Origin of the sequence: Bartonella sp. TP, from assembly GCF_030406085.1 — a bacterium.
GTDB lineage: Bacteria > Pseudomonadota > Alphaproteobacteria > Rhizobiales > Rhizobiaceae > CALTWN01.
On the sequence record NZ_CP129002.1, the window covers coordinates 285,220 to 302,846 of the forward strand.

General features: G+C 38.0%; 18 protein-coding genes and 1 pseudogene. 1 reads left to right on the forward strand and 18 read right to left on the reverse strand.

The window, feature by feature from the left end:
• Window positions 1-3: 3 nt before the first annotated feature.
• Window positions 4-303, forward strand: coding sequence for a hypothetical protein (locus QVL57_RS01440; RefSeq protein WP_290076905.1), 300 nt, complete (start codon window positions 4-6; stop codon window positions 301-303).
• Between the two features lie 46 nt (window positions 304-349).
• Here QVL57_RS01440 and fliQ read toward each other — a convergent pair whose 3' ends face one another.
• The 18 genes and pseudogenes from fliQ to QVL57_RS01530 all read right to left on the reverse strand — a co-directional run bounded on the left by fliQ (window position 350) and on the right by QVL57_RS01530 (window position 17,618).
• A complete protein-coding gene (gene fliQ, locus QVL57_RS01445; RefSeq protein ID WP_290076906.1) occupies window positions 350-616 on the reverse strand; it encodes a flagellar biosynthesis protein FliQ in 267 nt (88 codons plus the stop codon).
• 104 nt (window positions 617-720) lie between these two features.
• A complete protein-coding gene (flgD, locus tag QVL57_RS01450) occupies window positions 721-1,239 on the reverse strand; it encodes a flagellar hook assembly protein FlgD (RefSeq protein ID WP_290076908.1) in 519 nt (172 codons plus the stop codon).
• Window positions 1,240-1,317: 78 nt separating this feature from the next.
• Window positions 1,318-1,710 carry a flagellar biosynthesis repressor FlbT gene (gene flbT / locus QVL57_RS01455; RefSeq protein ID WP_290076910.1) on the reverse strand — a complete coding sequence of 131 codons (393 nt, stop codon included), beginning with the start codon at window positions 1,708-1,710 and terminating at the stop codon, window positions 1,318-1,320.
• A 37-nt stretch (window positions 1,711-1,747) separates the two neighbouring features.
• Window positions 1,748-2,107 carry a flagellar biosynthesis regulator FlaF gene (gene flaF, locus QVL57_RS01460; RefSeq protein ID WP_290076912.1) on the reverse strand — a complete coding sequence of 120 codons (360 nt, stop codon included), beginning with the start codon at window positions 2,105-2,107 and terminating at the stop codon, window positions 1,748-1,750.
• A 73-nt stretch (window positions 2,108-2,180) separates the two neighbouring features.
• On the reverse strand, window positions 2,181-3,230 hold the full coding sequence (locus tag QVL57_RS01465; RefSeq protein ID WP_290076914.1) for a flagellar hook-associated family protein: 1,050 nt from the start codon (window positions 3,228-3,230) through the stop codon (window positions 2,181-2,183).
• An 11-nt stretch (window positions 3,231-3,241) separates the two neighbouring features.
• Window positions 3,242-4,603, reverse strand: coding sequence for a flagellar hook-associated protein FlgK (gene flgK, locus QVL57_RS01470; protein ID WP_290076916.1), 1,362 nt, complete (start codon window positions 4,601-4,603; stop codon window positions 3,242-3,244).
• A 96-nt stretch (window positions 4,604-4,699) separates the two neighbouring features.
• A complete protein-coding gene (locus QVL57_RS01475) occupies window positions 4,700-5,926 on the reverse strand; it encodes a flagellar hook-basal body complex protein (RefSeq protein WP_290076918.1) in 1,227 nt (408 codons plus the stop codon).
• Between the two features lie 127 nt (window positions 5,927-6,053).
• Complete coding sequence (locus QVL57_RS01480) at window positions 6,054-6,752, reverse strand: response regulator transcription factor (protein ID WP_290076920.1); 699 nt, start codon at window positions 6,750-6,752, stop codon at window positions 6,054-6,056.
• 191 nt (window positions 6,753-6,943) lie between these two features.
• Complete coding sequence (locus QVL57_RS01485) at window positions 6,944-7,504, reverse strand: transglycosylase SLT domain-containing protein (RefSeq protein WP_290076922.1); 561 nt, start codon at window positions 7,502-7,504, stop codon at window positions 6,944-6,946.
• On the reverse strand, window positions 7,458-9,512 hold the full coding sequence (locus tag QVL57_RS01490; protein WP_290076923.1) for a flagellar hook-length control protein FliK: 2,055 nt from the start codon (window positions 9,510-9,512) through the stop codon (window positions 7,458-7,460). Before QVL57_RS01490 ends, QVL57_RS01485 begins: the two co-directional genes overlap by 47 nt.
• Window positions 9,499-10,977 carry a hypothetical protein gene (locus QVL57_RS01495; protein ID WP_290076924.1) on the reverse strand — a complete coding sequence of 493 codons (1,479 nt, stop codon included), beginning with the start codon at window positions 10,975-10,977 and terminating at the stop codon, window positions 9,499-9,501. Before QVL57_RS01495 ends, QVL57_RS01490 begins: the two co-directional genes overlap by 14 nt.
• A gap of 11 nt (window positions 10,978-10,988) precedes the next feature.
• Complete coding sequence (locus QVL57_RS01500) at window positions 10,989-12,152, reverse strand: flagellar motor protein MotB (RefSeq protein WP_290076926.1); 1,164 nt, start codon at window positions 12,150-12,152, stop codon at window positions 10,989-10,991.
• Window positions 12,149-12,820, reverse strand: coding sequence for a hypothetical protein (locus tag QVL57_RS01505; RefSeq protein ID WP_290076928.1), 672 nt, complete (start codon window positions 12,818-12,820; stop codon window positions 12,149-12,151). The genes QVL57_RS01500 and QVL57_RS01505 overlap by 4 nt, the downstream gene beginning before the upstream one ends.
• Window positions 12,821-12,883: 63 nt before the next feature.
• On the reverse strand, window positions 12,884-14,548 hold the full coding sequence (gene fliF, locus QVL57_RS01510; RefSeq protein WP_290076930.1) for a flagellar basal-body MS-ring/collar protein FliF: 1,665 nt from the start codon (window positions 14,546-14,548) through the stop codon (window positions 12,884-12,886).
• Window positions 14,549-14,684: 136 nt separating this feature from the next.
• Window positions 14,685-15,305 (reverse strand): annotated as a pseudogene (fliP, locus tag QVL57_RS01515) (flagellar type III secretion system pore protein FliP); the annotation flags it as partial.
• A 243-nt stretch (window positions 15,306-15,548) separates the two neighbouring features.
• Entirely contained in the window at window positions 15,549-16,052 is a 504-nt protein-coding gene (locus QVL57_RS01520) for a flagellar basal body-associated FliL family protein (RefSeq protein ID WP_290076932.1), read from the reverse strand.
• An 80-nt stretch (window positions 16,053-16,132) separates the two neighbouring features.
• On the reverse strand, window positions 16,133-16,834 hold the full coding sequence (flgH, locus tag QVL57_RS01525) for a flagellar basal body L-ring protein FlgH (RefSeq protein WP_290076934.1): 702 nt from the start codon (window positions 16,832-16,834) through the stop codon (window positions 16,133-16,135).
• Window positions 16,835-16,922: 88 nt separating this feature from the next.
• Window positions 16,923-17,618: a MotE family protein gene (locus QVL57_RS01530; RefSeq protein WP_290076935.1), complete on the reverse strand. Its 696-nt coding sequence runs from the start codon at window positions 17,616-17,618 to the stop codon at window positions 16,923-16,925.
• Between the last annotated feature and the right edge of the window lie 9 nt (window positions 17,619-17,627).

Genomic DNA, 17,627 nt, shown 5'->3' on the forward strand with positions numbered 1-17,627 from the left:
CAAATGGAATGGTTAGTCCCTATCATAACACAAATAATTTCAGGAGTTGCTGGCGGTAATATCGCTGGCGTCAAAAACAGTTTAAGTCTTGGCCGTACAGGCAATTCAATAGCAGGCGGCATAGGTGGCTTATTACTTGGCCAACTCAGTGCCTATATTGCCAGCACCCATGGAAATGAAGTAACTGGGCATTTACTAGCACAAATCTTGGGTAGCGGTCTTGGCGGTGTAGCACTTACCGCTATTACAGCCTTAGTAAGAAACATGATTAACAATAATAATAATATAAATAATAAACTATAAGCACTATTAAGGGGAGGTTATAAAACCATCCCCTTTAACAAAAAAATCAAAAGCCAGTTTCAATACGACTATAAACTAGCTGTGTATAAGCTGATATTTGGCCGCCTATAAATGATGCAGTAAAAGCTAGAGAAATTAATACCACTAATATTTTGGGGATAAAAGTCAAAGTTGCTTCTTGAATTTGTGTCAAGGCTTGAAAAAGGCCAATTAAGATACCAACAACCATAGCTGCAGCCACAGCTGGGCCACAGGCAACTATAACTGTCCAAATTGCTTTAGTTACCATCTCTATTGCATCTGCTTGATTCATCTAAGTAGCCTCTATCTAAAGAAAATAATATAGGGCAAAGACTGCAAAAATACAAGCATCAACAAAAAAAGAGAATAAAGCTAACAAAATAAATGGCTAATAATTTAACCAACTAATTTATGCGTGGGATCTGCTAGAGTTTTTTTCTCGGTGGTTCCGTGCTTAGCTACAGGATCTGAAATAGTTACACCAGGCCCCAAAAGAACCGATGAACCGTTATCTAAAACTGCTATTAAACCGTCAAGACAAATCTTTATAGACTTAATATTACCTTCAATTTTAACCTTAGCATCATCTGTCGTTTCCACATGCTTACCGATATAAGAAGCTGCTTGAGCAGTGAAAGAGTTAGCATATAAATTGCCTAAGGTTGTATTCAAAGCATCTAATTTTTTATTAGTTTGTGTCGACTCCTCTAAAGCAGAAAAACTTGCAAGCTGCGAAATATATTTCGTAGGATCTGAAGGTTGAGTCGGGTCCTGATTTTTCATTTGTGCTATAAGAAGCTTTAAAAAAGTATTATAGTCCGCAGTAGGCTTTGGTCCAGCAACTGCAGGGGACCGTACAGCGCTATTTTCAGCAGCAACAGGATTTGAATAGGCAGCTAAATTATCAACTATCATCTCGGTACTTTCTCTGTAGATATCATAGACGCATGCCAAACTAACAAACGAAGCTTACCCGAAGATATCCAAAATAGGTTACGGGTTAATCTTTTTACCCATTATTTCTGCTTCACGCCCAAAAAGACCACGTAAAATCTTTAAAATTTCAAACATTTTACCGCTTTGCGCTAACTCAACACACTCGCTAAGCCCATATATGATATCGATATCTGAAAAGGTTTTGAGCAGCTGCTGCAGCATATTCACGAATACCGGAAAAGCTAATTCCATATTTTTGGGCTCCATCAACATAATTTGCGCCGCAAAATATAACTGCTTCAACGGAGTATCTGTATCTTCTTTTTGCAAAACATGGTTTTCTAATAAAAACACAGCGTCATTAATAAGCTCTAACGTAACTTTTTTATCGCTAGCTATAACCGCGCCATTGATAAAAAGCTTCTCTCCCGCCTTTAGAGTAATTTTCATGCCTATATATCCTGCATCAAAACTTATATAAACAACTTCAAGCAGATCTAGGAGCTAAACCATCACGAAGAGATTTAGATATCGTGATTAAGTTATCAAAATCTGTGGCTGAGCCGTTCCTCATATTAACAGTTTCCTTCATAACATAAATGCCTATAGATATTAAAGAAGCCTTTAAATCATTTGGCAACGCATTGTCAGGCCGCCCTAAATCTTCTGTTAAAACTAACCAAAATTCATCAATAAAACTAGCTGTTTCTATGGCTTCAGCTGAACCAGCACCGTGTTTTCGCGCCTCTTCTAACATAGAAATGCAACGCTCGAAAAGAATTTCTTCTCTTTCACGTCCGCTTACAACATCTTCTTCCATTATATCGGCATAGCGCATCTGATACATAAATATGTTACTCCAATTTGAAAATTTTACAAAGAAACTTAGCGCTTCTATATTACAAATACTGAACTATATTTTAAATATAATTCATTAAAGAAAGCTTAGCCAATCTAGAAGTGAGCTGATAAGAAAGATTTAGCGCAGTTTCTAATTCAGACTCCTTTGTTGCGGCTTCATCTGGATCAACACTGCCCAAATCCAAATTTGCTGATTGCAAAATATTAAGCTGCGCTGCCATAACTTCATTGGCTTGTTTAACACGATTTTGCGAGGCACCTAAGCGAGATTGCTCGTCCTTAATACCATCCAATGCCATACCCTGCATAAGAACACGACTCTCTGATAATAAAACCAGGCGAGTATCTTTGGAAAATTTAGTATCCAATAAAGCCGCGCCCATAACTAAGCCTTTTATCGTTTGCTTAAACGCTGCAGCATTTGCAGAAATACCATTATTTATGGTTTCACCAGTTTCAGAAATGCGTGTTTTATCTAACTTGTCGCTGGCAAGAGAAAAATTTTCTTTCCATTTCGCATCTTTGAAAAAATCGTTAAAATTGTCGCTAGCCAAAAAAGCTTTCATATCAGCCGGGCTAATTTCGCCTGGCTCTTTACCTTTTGTAAAGTCCTTGAAAGCCTTTTTTATATTTTCTAAAGCCTTAGACAAATCTTTAATTGGCAATTGCTTTACATTTTCACCGCCAAAAACATATTCACCATTAAATTCTACATTTAATGCGGAAGACAGAGCGCCCAACCCAGACATTGCCAACGTTTGAATAGCAGCAACGGATCTATTGGACTGACTAACAGTAAGAGACTCAATATAAGAAAGCAATGGACCACTTTTTCCTGCTACTTTAGAATAAAGAGCAGACAATGCATCTTGCGCGGCAGCCATTTTATTAATGACAAGTTTATTACTTGTCATATAACCATTTGCTGTACCAATTCTAGCATCAATAGCTGCCAAATGTGAAACTTTATAGCCTAGATCCCTACTCATATCAAAGCGGCGGCCTTTTGTTAACTCATATCTACTTTTATCTATTTCATCTCTCAAACGAGCGGACCATCTACGGCCAAGCAAACTTTGGGACAAAGAGGAAAAATTACCAATTTTCATATTACCAATTCCTATCTAATAGCCGCGAGTAAATCGTCCATCATCTTACCAACAGCAGAAACAAGCTTAGCCGATGCTCCATAGCTTTGCTCTACCTCTAACATCAAGCTTAACTCATCATCTTTATTAACACCAGTAGCATTAGATAAAAATTCTTCTGCATGCGCAAACATAGTACCGCTATATTCTGCATCTTGTTGAGAATGCTGATAAACACCACCTACCCAACCTAACGAACTTTTTGCAAAATCTAACAAAGACTGATTTTCTTCTAAGCCAGTAGAGGTAGATAGCAAGGAAGCTTCTCGTTCCATAGGTTTATCCAAAGCCCCTATCAATTTTTGTAAGTCGCTCTTGCTTAGCTTAGTAACAGCATTTCCGCCTTCACTGGTTATAAATTTGTTATCCACTTTTATACGCCATGCCATACCGGGTATACCAGGAGTGTCTACAGTAAACAAACCAGAAGTAGCAAATATCTTTTTCAAACCATTGGCTATATTATCCAATTGACTCTGATATTTAAGGCAAATATCATCACGAAATTTCACCAAATTGCCCAAACTACCGTCACCATTTGGTTTAATAAAAGCACTGTGACTAAGAGGCATACCATCTATTTTGACTTCATTACCTTTTTCCCCAGCAACCAATGGAAGCGTAGGCTTATACTCAACTTTGCTAGCAACTTTATTAAATAAAGTTACGCCATTTGCTGCATACACGGCAACCACGCCATTTTCTTTTCTTTCAATAGTTATGGCTATATGAGAAGATAAATCTTTTAATACAGAATCCTGCTGATCTAGATAGGTAGCTAAATTTGAATCTGTGGCGCTAGAAATCTGCCGTTGCAATGTCTCTAATTTCTTAAGCAAATCACGAATTTGTGTTACGTTTTGACCTATCTCAGCATCGGCATCTTTGCGCAATTTTTCTATTTGTTTTGCACCAAAATTTAAACTATCGGCCAAAGTTTGAGCTTTAGCAACGACATCCTCTGCAGCAGGAAAAGAAGTCTTTTGATTAACATAAAACTGCATAGATGCCTTAAGCTTAGCAAGCGCAGCTGCAGGGGAGCCACCAAATTCATCAGAGGCATATATACCATTAAGCTGCTTCAATCCAGCCGCCAAGGTAGCACTACCGTTGGCGCGGCTCGACTTCATCAGATAATCAGTCAACAACGCTTCATTGGCGTCACGCTCAAGCACAGCGTGAGCGCCGCCGCCAATCATCATATGCAGCTTAACTGTTCTATGCGTATAATCAGGATTGTGTACCCCGCTAAGATTCTGCGAAATAACTGACATTCTTCGCTGTGAATTATCTAAAGAATTCCTAGCTATATTAAGAGCTTCACTTAACCCCATTTAAATCCCTTACTTTAAGCAAAAAATAAATAACATTATATTTTTTACTTAACAGAAAAAGCATATATTAATTATACGCTAGACCACAAAATATGTTTACCTAACCATATTCAAAACAGCATCCATCATTTCGGCACCAGCCTGAAAAACTTTAGAATTGGAGGTATAAGTTCTCTGGGCTTCAATCATGTCCGTAAGCTCTGTAGCAATATCTACATTTGATTGCTCCAATTGCTGCGTTTCAATTTTACCAAAAGAACCATTCGCAGCCATACCAACAATAAACTCTCCCGATTCAGCTGTTTTTTTGAAAACTGTACCAGAAGCAGATAGTAATTTATCTGTAGCGGCAACTGTTGCAACGTTAATAAAGCCCTTTTTCAATTGGTGCCCATTAGTCAATTGCACCAAAAGTTCACCATTTTCGCTAACCTTGTAACCATTATATGCACCATCTGCCTGGCCATCAGCTTCAGAGTGCAACGCCATACCTTGACCACTTAAAGTTATCCCAGTCGGATCAAAAGCAACCGTCTTGTCTCCCACTGTAATTGTTACAGTATCAGCGCTAATTTCATTATTATTAGCTTTAAAGCTTACCTTATTCTTATTATCAACCGTAACCTGTATCGAGTTAAAGTCATTCAAGCCGTTTTTCGTAGCATTATTTTTAGGACACTCTATCGTCCAACCAGATTTTGTTTTTATAAAATATACATCCACACTAACATTTTCTCCGTGCAAACCAATTGTATGAACGGTGCTTTTCTGAGTATAAGTTTTAGGATTGTCAGGACTAAATTGACTATCCTCAAGCTCAGGTTGACCTGCATAAGGCAAATTGCCAGAAAATTTTATCTTTGTGGTAGCCTTTGCTTGTTCTAAAATTTTACCGCTAGTATCACCAACATTCGCAACAGATTTATTATCCGCATCCTTCAACAAATAAAATCCAGCAGAATTACGCAAATTACCGTCTTTATCTGGCTTAAAATCCCCAGCTCTAGTCAATACAACTTCACCCGTGCCATCCAGCTTATCGGTTACTAGAAAAAAACCATTGCCGGATATAGATAAATCTCTTGCATCACTCGTAGAGCGTAAAGAACCTGGAACCGTTACATCATAACGGACATGAGTTTGCACTGAACCGGATTGATGAGCAGAAAATGATTCATTATGCAACAGATCAGAAAATTGCGCACCAGCTTTTTTATAACCTATCGTACCAGCATTCGCAACATTATCTGAAATAGTTCCTAAACGATCAGATTGCGCACTCATACCAGAGATGCTCGTACGCATCATATTAAAAATTCCCATAAATAAGCTCCTGATTTGGATATCGTGTGCGCAAATTACAATATCAGACTTGTGCGAGGCTTGACTTCTCTAACAAAACAACAGAAATTAGCAAAAAATACGTTAATGCACGTAAAAACATTTTAATTTAAGGGGTTAATTCTCCAGGATCTTTAATCCTATAACCCAAAAACCTTTTTGAATCTATGATATCATAACCGAGTTTATGCTTTAATTTTTTACGCAACTTACTAATATGGCTTTCAATTACGTTCTCTTCGACATCTGTTTCAAAAAGACCATACACGGCATTGAATAATTGCGTTTTATTAACACGGCTACCCTTATGGGTAACCAAAAACTCTAGAATACGCCGCTCTCTTCGTGGAAGCACAAAATCTTCATTATTTATCTGCGGATCACGCCCGTCATTAAATACCCGAATAGCACCAGTCTCTATAACACCATTATTGGTTCGCAGTGCACCATTTTTTCTACGCGCTATAGCAGCAACACGGGCTATAATTTCCTGTATATGAACGGGCTTAGATAAAACATCATCCATCCCAGAACGAAACAATTCTAAGGTTTGTTGCAAAGTAGCACTTTCCAATAAGGCCAAAAGCGGAGCGCTAGAACGCCGTTTAATTTTCTGCGAAAGTTCTGTTAAATTTTCACCATGATCAAATATAAAAGCTTCAACGGAAGCAATGTCATTATCTGATACATCTTCTATCCAATCGCTGAAATCGTCAAGCTGTAGCCTGTCCATAGAAAAACCCTCAGCAGCAAATTGCGCGTAATAACCAGCATCCGCCTCTTGTTTACACCCTACAACAACTATCACAACGCTTATACTCCATATAACTCATAAACACACTCTATTCCTTAATGTTCAAAAATAGAGAAGCACGCATTTACTATTCGTTAATATATGGAGTTTTATTTAATATGGCAAGCAGGTTTATTTGAAATAGAATCATATTTCGCTATTTTTTTAACAAATTTATCGATTGCTATAAAATAAACCAGAAAAATCTATCTATTATTACAAAAACGCCTGGATTCCAAGGTTGGATTTCCAAAACCATTTTTAACTATATTATCTATGACACGGCATAAATAACGCTGACGCTCCAAACTGTTACGGCCGCCAGTATGATAATCGGCAACAGCCAAAGTCCACTGCCCATCTTTTTGATACAAAGTTTTTAGAAATTTAGCCGCATAGCTTACATTCGCTGTGGGATCCAACATCGCTTCAACCGAGCCAAAATGTTTTTTGTGGTAATGCTCATTTATTTGCATACACCCTATATCTATCATTTTAGCCCCGTGCAATTTAGCTTGTTTAATAATAGCCAAAGCCTGCTCTTTTGTTTCCGGAAATACACTGCTACCATCAATATTCAAAGCATTTGGTTGCAAAGAATCCGCATGATAGGTTTCAGTAGTGCCTACGGCATATAAAATCGCAACGGGCACAGAATATTGCTTAGCCGCTTCTAACATCTTAGCTTCACAAACTGCATTTGCATAAGCAGAATTAACTTTAAATAATAAGCAAATTATCAGAATTATTAGATAAAACTTTTTCAATATTATTCCTACCAAAATCGCGCTTAGGCGCAGCAGACAAATCAAGCTCTATATTTTTGGCTTTTTTCTTAAATTTCTTGCGTTCTGAATTAGGGGCATCTGAATTACCGCCTAGAAAATTTTCTAACCCATCATTAGGATTAATAGCAGGAGCACTAGTTACAACCTCATTTCGCTTTGTATGCAAAATATTAGCCGCTCCACTTTTATCGGAAATTATCAGTTTCAGTTCATGCTTATGGGAAAGACCAGCATTTTTTATAGCGTCTTTCAATAAATTTTCGTTAAGCATCAAGGTCTTAGCAATATCTTTATTCGGCGCTTGTATTTCCACTAGCATCTGCTTATCGATAAAGCGTAATTTTGCTACCAACTTACCTAAATGTTCAGGCTTTAACACTAAATCTATTTGCTGTAAATCGCCCTGTTTGCGTACATTAGTAACTTCTACCCCTACCAAAGCGCTAAAATTCGCCAAAGGCTTTTCAATAACATTGACACTATCAATTTTCTCTACGGGAACGCTAAAATTTAACGGACGCCATTCTGCAAAAGATAAATGTTCAGATTTACGAACTATTGGTTGTACCGAAGGCAAATCTACTACAGTTTTTTTTGCAACGGGAGCTGATTGTTTTATTATGGGATTTAGAGGCTTAGCTTCCGCTTGCTCCACTTCCTTTTCGATATTTTTTGACAAAGCCGCAGCCTTAAAGTTTTTAACCAACTCTTTGCTAATATCTTTTAGGCTAGTTTGCATAGGTTCAGCTGCTTTTATATTAACATTAACTTTAACATTAACTTTAACATTATTAACTGGAAACGATTTAGGCGGAACAGCTTTTGCTTGTTCAACTGCGGGCCTAAAATCCTGCTTTTGTTCTCCATATTGGCCGTTTAGCTTCTGACTTAAATTTGTTTTTTTAACTGGCAAAGGAGCCGCAGCTACCCTCGGCGCTACTGGAGCTGGTTGCAAGCTAACATTGGCTGCAGGTATAATTTGCTGTTGACCCCGTTGCTCTGGCTTAGCTAAAATAACCTGATCTTTAGCTATAGGTACTGAAATGGGCGCCGAATCTATGATCTTTGGCTCTATTTTTGCTGCCAAATTTAGATATGCCTCATTTTTAGGGGCAATGTTTGTTTTTTGCATTAAATTGTTAGCGGGGTTATTCACCACACTCTCAACTGGATCGCTAAGATTTTTAGCGTTTTTTACTACCATCGGCTCTAAAAAATCTGTTTCCTTATTATTAATATCCAAGGGAAGCTCTATTGTTTGCGACAAAATTTCTTCTTCTGCAGAATCCATGAAAGAAAGAAAATCATTGCTATTATCAGATAACGCTTGTGATTGAACAATATCTTGCTGCGCAGGTTTAACAAATAAATCCATCGAAGGTTTTGCTGCAATAGGATTTGGCACCTTAATATTAGGCACCGTAAGAACAACATCCATAGCTTTTTTAACCTCAGGCAACACCTTACTTGGCATAGCTAAAAGCTTATTAACGCTCAAAGACACCGAGCGTTTAGAATGTGGAAGATCCTTAGTAGCTATGATAACAGGTATGTCGATATCTGTATCAACATCAGTTTTATTGCCTTCAATCGGTAAAGCACTATCACCGAACTCTAGCTGCAGGTTAATAGATTCAAATTGCTGATGAATTAAGGGAAAGGCGACTATAGGCTCTACGGTTTTTAAGCTAACATCACATAACAGATCTGTATCATTTTTTGCTTCAACCTTGGCAGCCTTTTTTGATACAGGCTTTAACAATTCATCAAAACTTATTTTTTCCCCATCAATTGAAAATTTAACTTCTTCAATAGGGGCGTCTACAGGTGACGCAGCTTTAAAATGAAATTTTTCGCCAGACTGCTTGCTACCTTTTAAAGCTTTAGGCAATTTAACCAAGCTAGCGCCTTCACTATTTTCAGACGAAAAAAACTGTTTTTTACTTTCCTGCAGTTGATTGCAAGCACCATTATTAACTTGTTCCATCTGCACTCTCTAACAATTTATCCACATAGTTTATTTTACCCTCCGAATTTTTAATAAACCCGGAAACATTTGTAGCTGCTGGTCCATTTAATGACACTTTTTTTTCATTAAGAGAGGCAAGCAACGCGGCCATTACTTCTTTGTGATTATCCTGACGAACTTTATTCAAAAAACTTGCAACTTCATCTGAAGTTACTACCATTTGTAAATTGCGCCGAGCTTGCGCGTTTGACTCAGGCAACATTTCATTTGTTAAATAATCCATTATAGCTTCACTTGCTACAAATAATGGCCTATCCTGAGAGCGAAGTTTTGTGGCGTCAACATCCTGTAATATTTTATTCATCAAAGTTGCATTAGGGGACGCCAACATGCTAGACGCATAGTATAACAGAGCACTATTAACATCATAATGATTTTTGTTTCCTATATAAATAGCTTGCAGAGCCGCAGTTTGCGCATAGTGCAGATCGCCCTCTACTAATTGGTGACGACTTACGTGTAAATATACATAATAACGTATTTTTTCTGTCGCAGGCTCTAGCAAAATAGCCAAATCCTTAGCCGAAACGGCATATTGTAAGCTTTCTATTGCTTGCAGATAACTGCGCCATAACTCATTTGAGTACGGCGAATTATGAAAACGCATGATATAAGAACGCATCAAATTTTTTACCAATACTGTATCTTCAAGCTTTAACGCATTTGGCATTTCCCGTCTAATTGCAGCCTCTTCAAAAAAAGAGCCGGGCGCCGAAATACGTACTGTATCAAATAGCCTGCGAGCCTCTTTGGGCTGTTTTTCTAACATATACGTAGCTGCATTTAATGCGATAGCAGATCGAACATCCCATGGTACATCTTTATCATCAACAAATGGTGTAAAACATTTTATAAACTTATCTCTATCTCCAGCAATGTAAGCCTGCGCCCCGTCAATAATCGGCTTAGGCATTATTTTGGAACCAAAGCCTTTTAAAACATAAACTGCTACATCTGGATCTCCACCACTAAATAAATAATTTAGCAAAGCATAAAGATTAGATTTTTTACGCCAAACAGCTTCATCAGTTGCCAAAAAACGTTTACCTATCTCTGCGAGCACAGGACGCAACAAAGGCCGAACAACAAACTTACCAACTACAATATCATCTTGCAAACTTTGCACATAACGCATCAAATATACTGGTTCATCCCCTTTATGCCTATCAGCAGCAGCTTGCGCCATACGCCAAGCTTGCTCAAAATCAAAAATGCTATTATCAGCTTCAGGCGATTTTACAGCATCATTATTCAGGTTAAGGGAAACAGACTGAATAGTCTTGGCAACGCCCAAATCCTCAGCATTTTTGACAGCGGCAAAAAGATCAGAAACATCAGCGCTAACTAAAAGATTAGCAAACACAAGAGCCGCACAATATAAGCTAGCCCTTAGCCTATTCATATTTTTTATATCAATCACCATTACTATATAATCTAATTACTACTGGTAGCGATTGTTTTGGATTTTATAGGCTCCACTTTTAGAAATAAACCTATATAGCGATTTTCTGCCGCATATGGATCTTTTTTATTTTTAAGATCTTTGTCAGCATAGCCCACAATTTTTTCTACCCTATCTTTACTCAACCCACCACGAGTTAACATATAATATACCATTTGAGCTCGAGCTGTAGATAATTGCCAATTATCATAATTATCAGAATGATAAGGCCTGGCATCGGTATGACCGCTTATAATTAACTGCCCTTTTTGTGCTTGCAAAACTTTAGAAATCTGCTCTAATAACACTATAGTTTCTCGGCGGGGCTTAGCTACACCCACGTCAAACATTCCAAAATTCTTCTTATCTAATAAATTTATAAGAATGCCGTTATCTTCTTGTACAAGTTCTATTTTAGGCGCCTGCTTATCCTTTGCTAATAACTGTACGGCCTTATCCAATTGCTGAGAGATTTTAGCAGCTTCCTTAGCTACCATTAATCTGTTTGCTTCTTTATTTTTCTCATCCTCTAGAGTTTTTACCTGTTTTATAGGCTTAACTTCTACATAAACAGCATTATGATCTCTAGCATGCTGGACTATATCATTAGGGCCTTTTTTTGCAAATTCAACATTCTCTAAATCCTTCTCGGCAAATGGATTACTATCGCTACCATTTACACCGATATCATTGTTTGCGTTTATAAAACCAAAACTATCATGCACAGGCGGCTCGCTTGTCACTTTACCACGCGGCCCAGGATTAGACATAATTTCATCTAACAATTTATAAGGATCATGCGCAACTTGCTTATCGCGAGCACTTTTATCTGATTCAATAGCCTGACTTCTGGTGGGAAAAGTTTTATTGCCCTGCTTTTTTGCAAAAGCATGATGCGAATAATCAGATTCACTTAGTCCCTTTATACCATCGGAATCATTAACTAAATTTATCGGGTTAAAATAAGTTACAATAGCTGCTTTTGTTTTATCATCAGTAACATTTACCAACCACATAACTAGAAAAAAAGCCATTAAAGAAGTAACAAAATCAGCATAAGCAATTTTCCAAGCACCACCATGATGTGGTTCATCTTCAAGGGGCTTACGGCGTACAATTACTATCGGCGTTTGTGAATGCGGATCTGTCTGTTTCATTCATAAGCCTCCTTTAGCTTATCAACGATAGTTTCAATATTGGTGGCAAATATTTTCTCGTTATATCTAACATATAACTCATCTGATTCAGTTACTAAAAACTCATATGCCGATAAGTTAGGCCCTGCTACCGTTTTAAAAACATCCAATAAATTTTTATTACCCTCAATAATCAAAGGTTTCGTAGCCTTATCAATAAACGAATTTAACTTAGCTACAAAAGCTGAAACAGATGTTTTTTTTACTACATCGCCAAGAATTTCAGTTAACATCACCGCGATTTGCTTAGTCAGGCTATTCTTTATTTCTGCGACCCCATCTTCAAGCCCTTGCTGAAATTTTTCAGCAACAACTAATTGCTGAGCTCTTAAGTCTTCTAGCTCATCCGCTTGATGCTTTAGCAATAGCTCTTGCTGCTCTATAGTATTTTTTTGCTGTATTAGCTCTTTTTCTAAAGCGTTATTGGAGCTTACGGAATCTAACGCATCTGCGTTACTTTGCTTAAATTTTATAACTGGATCAAACGAAAAATTTTGAGATTCAATTAGGCTAAACCCGGATAACTCCGACTCATGGATATTATTTTCAAAATCACTAGCACGACCAAAGGTTTTAACCATGCTAAAATCCTCTAGTGCAGTTTGCAAAATTGCTGTATTATTACCCATTAATCTCACCTCAACTCAATCTTTAAAGCATAAACTTACAAGATTAATAAAAATCTAGCAAACTTAGGAAGCCTTAAGCGGTTCTTGGTTACCAGCTTCACCACGCACCCAATCTTTTAATACACTAGCAAAGCGCTCTTCATCCATATCAATCAATTTTTCTAATCTATGCTCAGGCGGCACTCTCATTTTGCGACTTAATTCTGCTAGTTTTTCCTGCTCAAACCTCGCTTCTTGTGCTGCCTGCAGTGCTTGCAAAGCCGGGATATTATCTATCATACCGTCGCCACTAACAAGCTTCTTCCCATCGGATTTAAAATCACGCATTAATGGTCGCACGCCTAAAAACAATACTAACAATACAGCGATTATAAGCACCACTCCGCTAACCAAGCTAGACGCATAAGGCATGATACTATCCAATAAAGGCACAGCTACAGGACGCATATTCGTATCGTCGTTGCCGATAAAGTCTATAGCTGAAACATTTACCAAATCGCCACGCTTGCTATCTATACCAACGGCAGCAGCTACCATATTTTTTATTTCTGCTAAGCGCTCGTTAAACTGCTTCGTTTGTACTGCTGCATCTTTTTTTTCAGCGCCAAAAGAACGCATAAGCACTGCTTTATCTATTACTACAGCGACATCTACCTTTTGCACAGAATAACCATTGCTTACTGTAGAAATAATTTTTCTATTAATTTCATAATTGTCGGTTTCTTCGCTACGATTATGTTTTTCCGTAGATTTGTCGCCAGGATTAGCGCCTGTTTCTTCTTGTGGAATATTCTGCTCTACGCTAACAGCACTAGCACTACGTGCATTTGTGTTATCAGATAAATCTTTTACTACATGAACAGAGCGTTCAACCTTAGAATCCGGATCATAAATAGTCTCATTAATCTGGCGTTGATCGGTATTTAAGGTAACATTTACACTAGTTTGAAAATGGTTAGCGCCAACTATAGGCGACAACTGCCTCCTAATATTATTTTCCAATGAAGCTGCAACACGTTTTTGCAAACTAGACATAACTATAGGGGAACCGTTCAAACTATCGGCACCAGAGGCAAGCAATCGGCCATTAGTGTCCATAATTGTAACTTCATTAGTGCTCAACGAAGGTACCGCCGCTGCTACCAAATGCCTTATAGACTGTGCAGATTCCTCTAAAAACGCTGCATCCGTACGTATAACTACAGAAGCTGAAGGCTTTTGGTCTTCTTTTCTAAAAGACCCCTTGTCTGGCAAAACAATATGCACACGTGCCGCACGTACGCCTTGCACAGCTTGAATAGTCCGCGCTATTTCACCTTCAAGCGCTCTTTGTCTAGTAATCTGTTGCATAAAAGAGGTCAAGCCTAAAGAGCCCATATTATCGAATAATTCATAACCAGCATTATTAGAGGTAGGCAGCCCTTTTTGAGCCAACATCATTCTCGCCTTTGCTGCCAGGCCTATAGGCACTCTAACAGAAGATCCATCAGAACTAACATCAAAATTTATTCCCGCCTCCCCCAAAGCCAAGCCTATACGGTTTACGTCACCGCGCGACAAACCTATATAAAGGGCCTCTGATGAAGGCTTAGCCAAATACATGCTGGAAAACAAAATTGTCGCAAATAAAGTAATACCAACTAAACCCAAGGCTATCAAGCGCTTGGTACCAAGCTTGGCAACCCCACTTATGAAAGAGGACATAAAACTCTGTACAACTTCTGGCATATTTTAGCCTACTCCTACTACAAAACAGAACTAAAAATCTAAGGCATCGCGCATAGATTTACTAATTACAATCATAAAACTTATACTAAAGCAAGCTTGCGCGAAAGTAAATAAATAGTAAACAATTGCAATATATTTAATGAAAAGAACGAATAAGACTGCCTATCAAAAGATTCCAGCCATCTATAAGCACGAAAAATAAAATCTTAAACGGCAAAGAAATAACAGTAGGCGGCAGCATCATCATTCCCATAGACATAGTTAAAGTAGCGACCACTAAATCTATTACCAAAAAAGGTAGTACTATCAAAAACCCAATTTCAAAACCACGCCGCAGCTCAGAAATCATATAAGCTGGTATCAAAATTCTAAAGTCAACTTTTTTAGCCTTATCATAATTAAAAGAACTATCAGCCAAGCTAGCGAAAAGCTGTAAATCTTTTTCTCTTACCTGCGACATCATAAAATCCCGAAATGGTTCACAAATAGCCGTAATGGCAGCCTGCTCAGTTATTTGATTATTTACTAAAGGCTGAACACCTTGTGTCCAAGCCTTGTTAAAAGTAGGCGCCATAACATAAAAAGTCATAAAAAGAGCTAAAGATATCAAAACCATATTTGCTGGCGCTGTTTGTAGCCCTAGCCCAGAACGCAATAGCGAAAAAGCTATCGCAAACCTTGTAAAGCTTGTTACCATCATAAGCAACCCGGGAGCCAACGATAGTACTGTAAGAGCGCCGAATATCTCTACAATACGACTAGTTGTAGAAGCATTAGCAGCATTGGCACTCGCTTTGTCACCCTGATTTAATAGATCCGTAATTGAAAAACTGTCATTAGCAGCAACCATGACAGGCAATGATTGCATTTTATTCACAGCAAAATCAGCGGCAAAAAGGCAATTGGCGCTACCCACAAACAATAAAAAGGCTAAAAAGATTTTTTTCATAACAAGCACAAAAAGCCAGACCTTATTAATAACAGCCGGAAAAGATAAAAATTATTCAACAACAAAAGTTGGTATAACAATTGCTGCTACTCTTCCATTTGATAGCACATTCGCTCGCTCGAGTAAATCTTCTTTTAAATGCCTTAAACCAATAGCACCATGCAACTCACGTAAAGTCATGGTTCTTATGTAGCTTAAAAAGTTATTTGTAATTTCGCTAACGGTGCGCCTATCAAGACCGCCCCCACCGATTTTAAGCACAACGCCTACACGCAAACGAATCCAAATTTTGTGGTTATCTGTTAACTCTTTAGCAGCTATATCTGTTATAATAGGTGGCAGCAAAAAAAGGCGTTTGCTAAAAGCTTCTTCTCCGGCATCCAAAGCAACACCGCCTACCTTAGACGTCTCCTGATTATTACGCATCGCAGGGAAAAAATCTGCTCCTAAATAGGCTCCCAAAAACCAACCAGCTAGCCCCACCGTAACACTTAGCCCTACAATCGTTACTAAAAGTGTTATAAGACTGCCATTTTTTGCTGCTTCTTTTACCATGCTATACGCCTGTTTTCATATTTAAACATACTCTCCACCGCTATAGCTAAGCGATTAGTTTTACGCGATGTTTACCATTGCTAAAATGGTGAAATTTTATTCATCAATTGTTGCCCATAAGGCGGTTGTTGTACTTCGCTAATGCGGCCCCTACCGCCATAAGAAATCCTAGCTTCGGCTATCTTATCATAGGAAATAGTATTATTACCAGCAATATCTTGTGGGCGAACAATACCAGAAACATTTAATACCCGCATTTCATAATTCACACGCACTTCTTGCGAACCATTTATCAAAAGGTTTCCATTTGGCAAAACTTTAGTCACTATAGCCGCAACAGAAAGCCTAATATCTTCATTGCGCTGAATTTTTCCGTCGCCTTGTGCCTGATTATCGCTAGAGCCTGTTATGCTGCCAGTTAATTTTTTCATAAAGGAATAGCCGCCACCAATAGAATAATCTGATTTACTATTTTTCTTTACGTTTGTCTGATTACTTATGCTAGCTCTATCATTTATTGAAATCAAGACCGTCAAAATATCACCTGGCTGCATAGCTCGTGGATCTTTATAAAAATTCACGGCTCTGCCGTTAAAAAGTGAAGCGTTATTCGCCAAAAAGGGATTAGCTGGACCAGCCGCCTGAGGCGCCGCAGATGTTGCACCAAGATCTGAGCGCACTGGCGATAACTCTGGCAAACTATTAAAATCATGAAAGCTGGAGCAACCAGATATCAACAAACACAAACCTATATTTAAAACTTTAAATGATTTATTTAGCAATATTATGCACTCCTTAACGTCGATTATAACTCATTATAAAATAATTAAGCCTAATTTGAAAATTGCAAGCTAAATACAAATAGCCACACTAATTATTACTTAAAGGACGAGGCACATCGTCACTGTGCTCAGAAGATTTTACAATAGTTTGTGATTTTTTTGCTGGCAATTTTTGCGCGCTAATCATTATTCCAGTTATTTCTGCGGCTTTTTCAGGTGAAAAATTATTCATTATAGCGCTAGCTCCGCCAGGCTTTAACTTCATAATAATAGATGCTGCAGCTAGATCATCAATTTTTTCTAATTCAGCGGCAGCGGCGTCCGGCTTCATCTTAGATATGATATTTATTAATGCGGCTTTGGTATTTGTCAAAAATTGATTGCGTTTATCTAACCAATCTTGATATTCTTTGGTTTTAGCCTCCAATATAACTATGCGCGCATCCACATCTTTTTTAAGTTTGTTTAATTTAGTTGTTTGTAATTTCAGATACGCGCTACCTGCAGGGTAACGCATATTCATACAAAAACGCTTTATTTCATCTTTTTGATCTGTAGAAAGCTTCGCATAACCCTCTGGCTGCGGCAAAGCTGGGGCACCTTTTATATGGATCTTTTGGCCATTAAGTTGCAATGTATCGCCAAAAATCATTTTTTTCAAATTTGTTTCTGAAATTTCTGGAGTAGATTTATTTTGTGCGGCTACAGGCTCTGCAGCATTACAAATGACAGTCCCTAATAATAAACCAACAATTATTCTTATCAAGCTGTTAGCGATACACATATAGCTCTC